Origin of the sequence: Bacillus sp. Marseille-Q1617 (assembly GCF_903645295.1) — a bacterium.
Taxonomy (GTDB): domain Bacteria; phylum Bacillota; class Bacilli; order Bacillales; family Bacillaceae_B; genus Rossellomorea.
In genome coordinates, this window is the sequence record NZ_CAHJXM010000002.1 from 1,178,269 (window position 1) to 1,185,673 (window position 7,405).

At 44.3% G+C, this 7,405-nt stretch carries 6 protein-coding genes; all 6 read left to right on the forward strand.

The window, feature by feature from the left end:
• Window positions 1-51 precede the first annotated feature (51 nt).
• The 6 genes from HWX64_RS17230 to pyk all read left to right on the forward strand — a co-directional run bounded on the left by HWX64_RS17230 (window position 52) and on the right by pyk (window position 7,035).
• A complete protein-coding gene (locus HWX64_RS17230; protein WP_175990702.1) occupies window positions 52-1,290 on the forward strand; it encodes an NADP-dependent malic enzyme in 1,239 nt (412 codons plus the stop codon).
• Window positions 1,287-1,955, forward strand: coding sequence for a FadR/GntR family transcriptional regulator (locus tag HWX64_RS17235; protein ID WP_254871186.1), 669 nt, complete (start codon window positions 1,287-1,289; stop codon window positions 1,953-1,955). The genes HWX64_RS17230 and HWX64_RS17235 overlap by 4 nt, the downstream gene beginning before the upstream one ends.
• A gap of 125 nt (window positions 1,956-2,080) precedes the next feature.
• Entirely contained in the window at window positions 2,081-2,959 is an 879-nt protein-coding gene (gene accD, locus HWX64_RS17240; protein WP_175990703.1) for an acetyl-CoA carboxylase, carboxyltransferase subunit beta, read from the forward strand.
• Window positions 2,953-3,933 carry an acetyl-CoA carboxylase carboxyl transferase subunit alpha gene (accA, locus tag HWX64_RS17245; RefSeq protein ID WP_175990704.1) on the forward strand — a complete coding sequence of 327 codons (981 nt, stop codon included), beginning with the start codon at window positions 2,953-2,955 and terminating at the stop codon, window positions 3,931-3,933. Before accD ends, accA begins: the two co-directional genes overlap by 7 nt.
• A 350-nt stretch (window positions 3,934-4,283) precedes the next feature.
• Entirely contained in the window at window positions 4,284-5,243 is a 960-nt protein-coding gene (pfkA, locus tag HWX64_RS17250) for a 6-phosphofructokinase (RefSeq protein ID WP_175990705.1), read from the forward strand.
• A 31-nt stretch (window positions 5,244-5,274) separates the two neighbouring features.
• Window positions 5,275-7,035 (forward strand): pyruvate kinase, encoded by a 1,761-nt coding sequence (gene pyk, locus HWX64_RS17255; protein ID WP_175990706.1) that lies wholly within the window; start codon window positions 5,275-5,277, stop codon window positions 7,033-7,035.
• Window positions 7,036-7,405 lie beyond the last annotated feature (370 nt).

The following is a 7,405-nucleotide window of genomic DNA, read 5'->3' on the forward strand; positions in this document are numbered from 1 at the left end:
TGATGAATCGAAGAACCATATAGCACGGAATATGATAAGGAGTGAATGATTTTGTCATTACGCGAAGAAGCTTTGCATATGCATCGAGTAAATAAAGGGAAATTGGAATCCAAATCAAAGGTAGAGGTAAGGAATGCTGAAGATTTAAGCCTGGCATATTCTCCGGGCGTCGCAGAACCTTGCAAAGTAATCTATGACAAACCGGAAACGGTCTATGACTACACGATGAAGGGTAATATGGTGGCAGTCGTGTCAGACGGAACGGCTGTACTTGGACTTGGAAATATCGGCCCGGAAGCCTCTCTTCCTGTCATGGAAGGGAAGGCTGTATTGTTTAAAAGCTTTGCAGGTGTTGATGCATTTCCTATCTGTTTGAATACAACCGATGTGGACAAGATTGTTGAAACGGTAAAGCTTCTTGAGCCGACATTCGGAGGTGTGAATTTAGAGGATATTGCCGCTCCGAATTGTTTTGAAATCGAGGAACGCCTCAAAAAAGAAACGAATATACCGGTTTTTCACGATGATCAGCACGGGACTGCGATTGTGACAGTGGCGGGACTTGTGAATGCATTGAAGATCGTCGGCAAGAAAATGTCAGAAATCAAAGTGGTGGCCAATGGTGCCGGAGCTGCCGGGATTGCCATCATTAAACTGCTTTATCGTTACGGTGTAAGGGATATCATTATGTGTGATTCTAAAGGGGCGATCTATGAAGGCCGCTCACAAGGAATGAACGCAATCAAAGATGAAGTGGCGAAATTCACGAATCGTGACCGCATCCAAGGAGGTCTCAGCGACGTATTGAAAGAGGCGGATGTATTCATCGGCGTTTCCGTCGCAGGGGCATTGACGGAGGAAATGGTGTCATCAATGAAAGAAGACCCGATCATTTTTGCGATGGCGAATCCCGTTCCGGAAATCATGCCAGAGCTGGCAAAAGCCGCAGGGGCAAAAGTGGTAGGAACCGGCCGCTCTGACTTCCCGAATCAAGTAAACAATGTACTCGCATTCCCTGGTATTTTCCGAGGGGCATTGGATGTGCGTGCCACTCATATCAATGAAAAAATGAAACAAGCAGCCGTTGAAGCGATTGCAGATTTGATCAGTGAAAGTGAATTGAATGCAGACTATGTCATCCCCGGACCGTTTGATAAACGTGTAGCACCTGCTGTCGCAGCTGCAGTAGCTAAAACGGCAATGGAAACAGGTGTAGCCCGATTGAAGGTGGACCCTGAGGAAATCCGTAAAAAGACGGAAGAATTAGCTGTTATCGGGAAGAGTGAATGATGACGAAAGTGAACTCTCTCCATTCTCAATCGAAAGTGTATATTGGAATTGTTCACCAACTTAGAGAAATGATATCGAAAGATGGCCTCAAGCAGGGGGATAAAATCCCTTCTGAAAGGGAGCTTTCTGAAAGGCTGAATGTCGGACGGTCTTCTGTCAGGGAAGCACTCCGGGCTCTTGAACTATTGGGATTGATTGAAACCAGAAGAGGGGAAGGAACATTCCTGCGCGATTTCCGGGATCATCACCTCATTGATCTTCTGGGGATGTTCATTCTACAGGATCAAAAAGCCCAGGAGGATGTGAAGTGTACGAAGACGATGATTGAAAAAGAAGCGCTGCGTACAATTTTCTGCAACCGGCTGGATGTATCTGAATTGATCTCCAAGGTCACAGAAGACAATGACACCCTTACCTGGAGGGAAATATTTGAAGAGATCATTCTCATAAGCAATAACTATTTGTCACATAGAATCTGGAACGTCCTGAATGATTACGAAACTTTAATCATCGGAGAAAAGAAAATAACCCCTGAGATAAAAGAAAAGCTTTTAAGCCTGCTTCAAGGATTAGAAAATCAAGATAAAGAATCGGTGCAGACTGCCTATAAACAGATCTCGGAAATCGGGGATCGCGAGCTGACAAATTCCAACATTTTTTTATGACGTCTTCAGTTAAACTGGTAGACAAGCAGTTTACAGGATCCACCTGCACCTTGCACTTATATATTTCTATCATCCAAAGAATACCAATACAAAAGCGACTGTAATTAGTTAAGGAGGTTTCAACCTTGCTTAAGGAACTTTTCAATAAATCCAATAAACCTAAAAAGAAAAAATATGCCACGATTCCTTCTGAAGCAGCCAAACAGGATGTTCCTGAAGGGATCATGACCAAGTGTCCCGAATGCAAAAAAATCATGTACACGAAGGAATTACAGAAAAACCTGAAGGTCTGCATTCATTGCGGCTACCATCATGGGATGAGCTCAACGGAGAGAGTCAACTGTTTCATCGATGAAGGGACCTTTGAAGAAATCGATGCCGGGCTCGTATCCGTCAATCCGCTTGGCTTTCCGGATTACCTTGAAAAAGTGGAAAAAGATCGAAAGAAAACCGGCTTGAACGAGGCGGTGCTTACAGGATCCGGGAAAGTGAATGGTATCGACGTAGTCGTGGCGATCATGGACTCCAGATTCCGGATGGGAAGTATGGGATCAGTGGTCGGTGAGAAAATTACGAGAGCCATTGAAGAAGCGGACAAGCGACACGTGCCGTTCATCATTTTTACTGCATCAGGCGGTGCCAGGATGCAGGAAGGTGTGCTGTCACTTATGCAAATGGCCAAAACAAGTGTCGCCCTAAAACGATTCAGCGAAAACGGAGGTCTCTTCATTTCTATCATGACTCATCCGACGACAGGGGGAGTATCTGCAAGCTTCGCTTCTGTAGGGGACTATAATTTCGCAGAGCCGGGGGCGTTGATTGGTTTTGCAGGAAGAAGGATCATTGAACAAACGATTAGGGAAGATCTTCCGGAAGACTTCCAAACAGCAGAATTCCTTCTCAAGCACGGTCAGCTTGACGGAGTCATTTCCCGTATGGAAATGAAGGAGAAGATAGGTCTAGTACTAGATATACATCAGTGGGATGGTGATCTGCCATGGTAAATGAGCTGGAGTTTGAAAAGCCTGTAGTAGAACTTAAAAAGAAAATTGCAGAGCTTAAAGAATTCACTCAGAATTCGGAAGTGGATTTATCAAAGGAAATTGAAAAATTGGAAGCTCGGTTACAGAAGCTCGAAAACGACATCTATGAAAACATGAAACCTTGGGAGAGAGTACAGGTTGCACGTCACCCGAATCGACCGACAACACTGGACTACATCCGCTATTTATTTACTGATTTCATGGAGATGCATGGTGACCGTTTATACGGTGATGATGAAGCAATCGTTTCAGGGCTTGCTAAATTCGACGGTGTGCCGGTGACCATTATCGGACACCAGCGCGGGAAAGATACAAAAGAGAATATCCGCAGAAACTTCGGTATGCCTCATCCGGAAGGGTATCGTAAAGCGTTAAGATTAATGAAACAAGCAGAAAAGTTTAAACGTCCGATTGTTTGTTTTATCGATACAAAAGGCGCCTACCCTGGGAAAGCAGCTGAAGAACGGGGACAGAGTGAAGCCATCGCCAGAAACCTGGTTGAAATGGCCGGACTGACAGTTCCTGTCGTGTGTATCGTCATCGGGGAAGGAGGAAGCGGAGGAGCGTTGGCACTAGGTGTCGGCAATCACATTCACATGCTGGAAAACTCCACTTACTCCGTGATTTCACCTGAAGGAGCTGCAGCCCTCTTATGGAAAGATTCCACTCAAGCGAAGAGAGCGGCAGAGTCCATGAAAATCACGGCTCCGGATCTTAAAGAACTCGGAATAATCGATGAAATCATTACTGAAGTGACCGGGGGAGCACACAAGAATGTCGAAGAACAGGCTCACTTCATGAAAGACGTCTTAAAACAATCACTAAAAGAACTGATCCCGATGAGTAAAGAAGAATTGATCCAGCATCGATATGAAAAATTCAAGACGATGGGTGATTATTCTGTTTTAAATGAATATATTGGGGTACAATCATAATGAAACCACTGGACTGACAAATAGGAACCTGCCTTTTGTCAGTCCTTTTGTTTAAATTACGAGATTATTAATATGAAACCCTGTCAAAGAAGTATAGCAGTAAATTTTTGAAAATTTTAACAATTAAAACGCTTTCAGTTAATAGATTATTTCGTCTATTGAATTTACACAGGGGAACTTGTTGAGAAGCTTGACTCTTCGTGTTATTTTAGAAATAATCAATAGTCTATTGGTCCATAATAAATGGGAATAAAGATATTCCATAATAATGTTAACTGATGATATGTGAAACCATTAACAATATGGTGAATTATTCCTTTACATATTAATTTCTTCATGAGGTGATGAAAGTGAAAAAGATAGGAGTACTAACAAGTGGCGGAGACTCTCCAGGCATGAATGCCGCTGTACGTGCGGTCGTTCGTAAAGCTATTTTTCATGGAGTTGAAGTGTACGGTATTTACCAGGGATATAACGGCTTGATTAATGGTAACATCAAGAAGCTGGAGCTTGGTTCTGTAGGGGATATCATCCACCGCGGCGGAACGATGCTGTATACTGCCCGATGCGAAGAGTTCAAAACAAAAGAAGGTCAGAAAAAAGGGATCGAGCAGCTTGAAAAACACGGTATCGAAGGTCTTGTTGTAATCGGCGGAGACGGATCTTATCAAGGTGCCAAAGCCTTGACTGAATGGGGATATCCTTGTGTGGGAGTACCTGGTACGATTGATAATGATATCCCGGGTACAGAGTTCACGATCGGTTTTGATACAGCACTGAACACAGTGATCGATGCGATTGACAAAATCCGTGATACTGCCACTTCTCATGAGAGAACATTCATCATTGAAGTCATGGGCCGGAATGCAGGGGATATTGCACTATGGGCAGGACTTGCAGGTGGAGCGGAGACTGTCATCATTCCTGAAGAGAAATTTGACATGGACGATATCGTCAGCCGTTTAAACAAAGGTCAGGAACGCGGTAAGAAGCACAGCGTCATCATCGTTGCAGAAGGCGTGATGTCCGGTAACGAATTTGCAAATCGCTTTACAGAAGCGACAGGCATGGATACAAGAGTTTCGGTACTCGGACATATTCAGCGCGGTGGAACTCCGACAGCTTCGGACCGTGTGTTAGCCAGCCGTCTGGGTGCACGTGCCGTTGAACTCCTGATGGCAGGAAAAGGCGGAAGAGCAGTGGGGATCGAAAAGAATGAAATGGTTGATTATGACATCATCGAAGCACTTGCAAAGCCTCACAAAATTGATTTGGATATGTACCGGCTTTCAAAAGAGCTATCTATTTAATAATTGCTGAAAGATTCAGGAGGTAAAATATATGAGAAAAGCTAAAATTGTATGTACCATTGGCCCTGCCAGTGAAAGTGTAGAAAAATTGTCTCAGCTGATCGAAGCGGGAATGAACGTTGCCCGATTGAACTTCTCTCACGGTGATCATGAAGAGCATGGACAGCGAATTAAAAACATTCGCGAAGCAGCTTCAAAAGCTGGTAAAAACGTAGGGATCCTTCTTGATACGAAAGGTCCTGAAATCCGTACAAATAATATGGAAAATGATGGGTTCGAACTGCAGCAGGGAGCGTCTGTCATTGTATCCATGAAAGAAGTATTGGGTACACCCGAGAAATTCTCCGTTACATATGAAGGATTGATCGATGACGTGCACGTCGGTTCTAAGATTCTTTTGGATGACGGTCTGGTTGGACTGGAAGTGACGGATATCGATAAGGCAAACGGTGAGATTCATACCAAGGTTGCAAATACCGGTATGCTGAAAAATAAAAAAGGTGTTAACGTGCCTGGCGTGTCTGTTAACCTGCCTGGAATCACGGATAAGGATGCGAAAGATATCATCTTCGGTATCGAACAGGAAGTGGATTTCATCGCAGCTTCATTCGTACGCCGTGCTTCTGACGTACTGGAAATCCGTCAATTGCTTGAAGAGCATAATGCATCGCACATTCAAATCATCCCTAAGATCGAAAACCAAGAGGGTGTCGATAACATCGATGAAATCCTTGAAGTGTCCGATGGATTGATGGTTGCCCGTGGAGATCTGGGTGTCGAAATCCCGGCAGAAGAAGTACCTCTTGTACAAAAACAACTGATCAAGAAATGCAACTCACAAGGGAAGCCTGTCATCACTGCTACTCAAATGCTTGATTCCATGCAGCGCAACCCAAGACCGACAAGAGCGGAAGCAAGTGACGTGGCCAACGCCATTTTTGACGGAACGGATGCCATCATGCTATCGGGTGAAACAGCTGCAGGGACGTATCCTGTAGAGGCGGTACAAACGATGCATAATATTGCTTCAAGAGCAGAAACGGCACTTGATTTCAATGAAATCCTTTCATCCCGCAGCAAAGAAAGCGATCATAACATGACGGATGCAATCGGACAGTCAGTGGCCCACACTGCAATCAACCTGGATGTCAATGCCATCGTGGCACCGACGGAAAGCGGTCATACAGCACGCATGATTTCTAAATATCGTCCAAAAGCTCCGATCGTAGCCGTGACTGGGACCGAATCTGTATCCAGAAGATTGGCACTTGTATGGGGAGTGTACCCGACAGTCGGACGCAGAGTATCGACTACAGATGAAATGCTTGATATGGCTGTGGAAGAAAGCTTGAATTCCGGAATGACAAAACACGGTGACCTGATTGTGATCACAGCAGGTGTACCAATCGGTGAATCAGGCACGACCAACCTGATGAAGATTCATGTTGTGGGTGACATCGTCGCTAAAGGACAAGGGATCGGACGTAAATCTGCTTACGGAAAAGCTGTCGTAGCTTCAAACGCAAAAGAAGCAGTGGAAAACGTTCAACCGGGTTCAGTACTTGTGACGATCGGTACAGATAAAGAAATGATGCCTGCCCTTGAGAAATGCTCAGCATTGATTGTCGAGGAAGGTGGATTGACAAGCCACGCAGCTGTAGTGGGGATCAACCTTGGTATTCCTGTGGTTGTGGGAGTGGAAAATGCCACTTCCATGTTTGAAAATGGACAGGAAATTACAGTGGATGCCACTCGCGGCGTGATCTATAACGGTCATGCTAGTGTGCTGTAATCGTATAAGAAATTGGCCGGAGCCTTTTTATGGGGCTCCGGTTTTTTATGTTCGAGGGTGTTGGTTTGGCTTAATTTCAGGGTTGCAGGCGGAATAGGTTTCATTGGAAAAGGGTTGAGTATAGAGGTTCTGCATTTTTGGTATAAAGCGGGGTAGTCTTGATGGAAATAGAGTAGATTCGTGGTTATTTTTCATGGTAATTAAGGAAAGTGTCAGATTGTTAGTTGAAAGTATTGGATCGATAGATTAAGTCCATATAATTGTGTAAAAAGAAAGAGTCATTTTATTCCTACTTGGCAACACTGTTTTCAGCGACGATAAACAATGAAAAGAGGAATAAATATGACTCACTTACAGTTTAACCTAGATT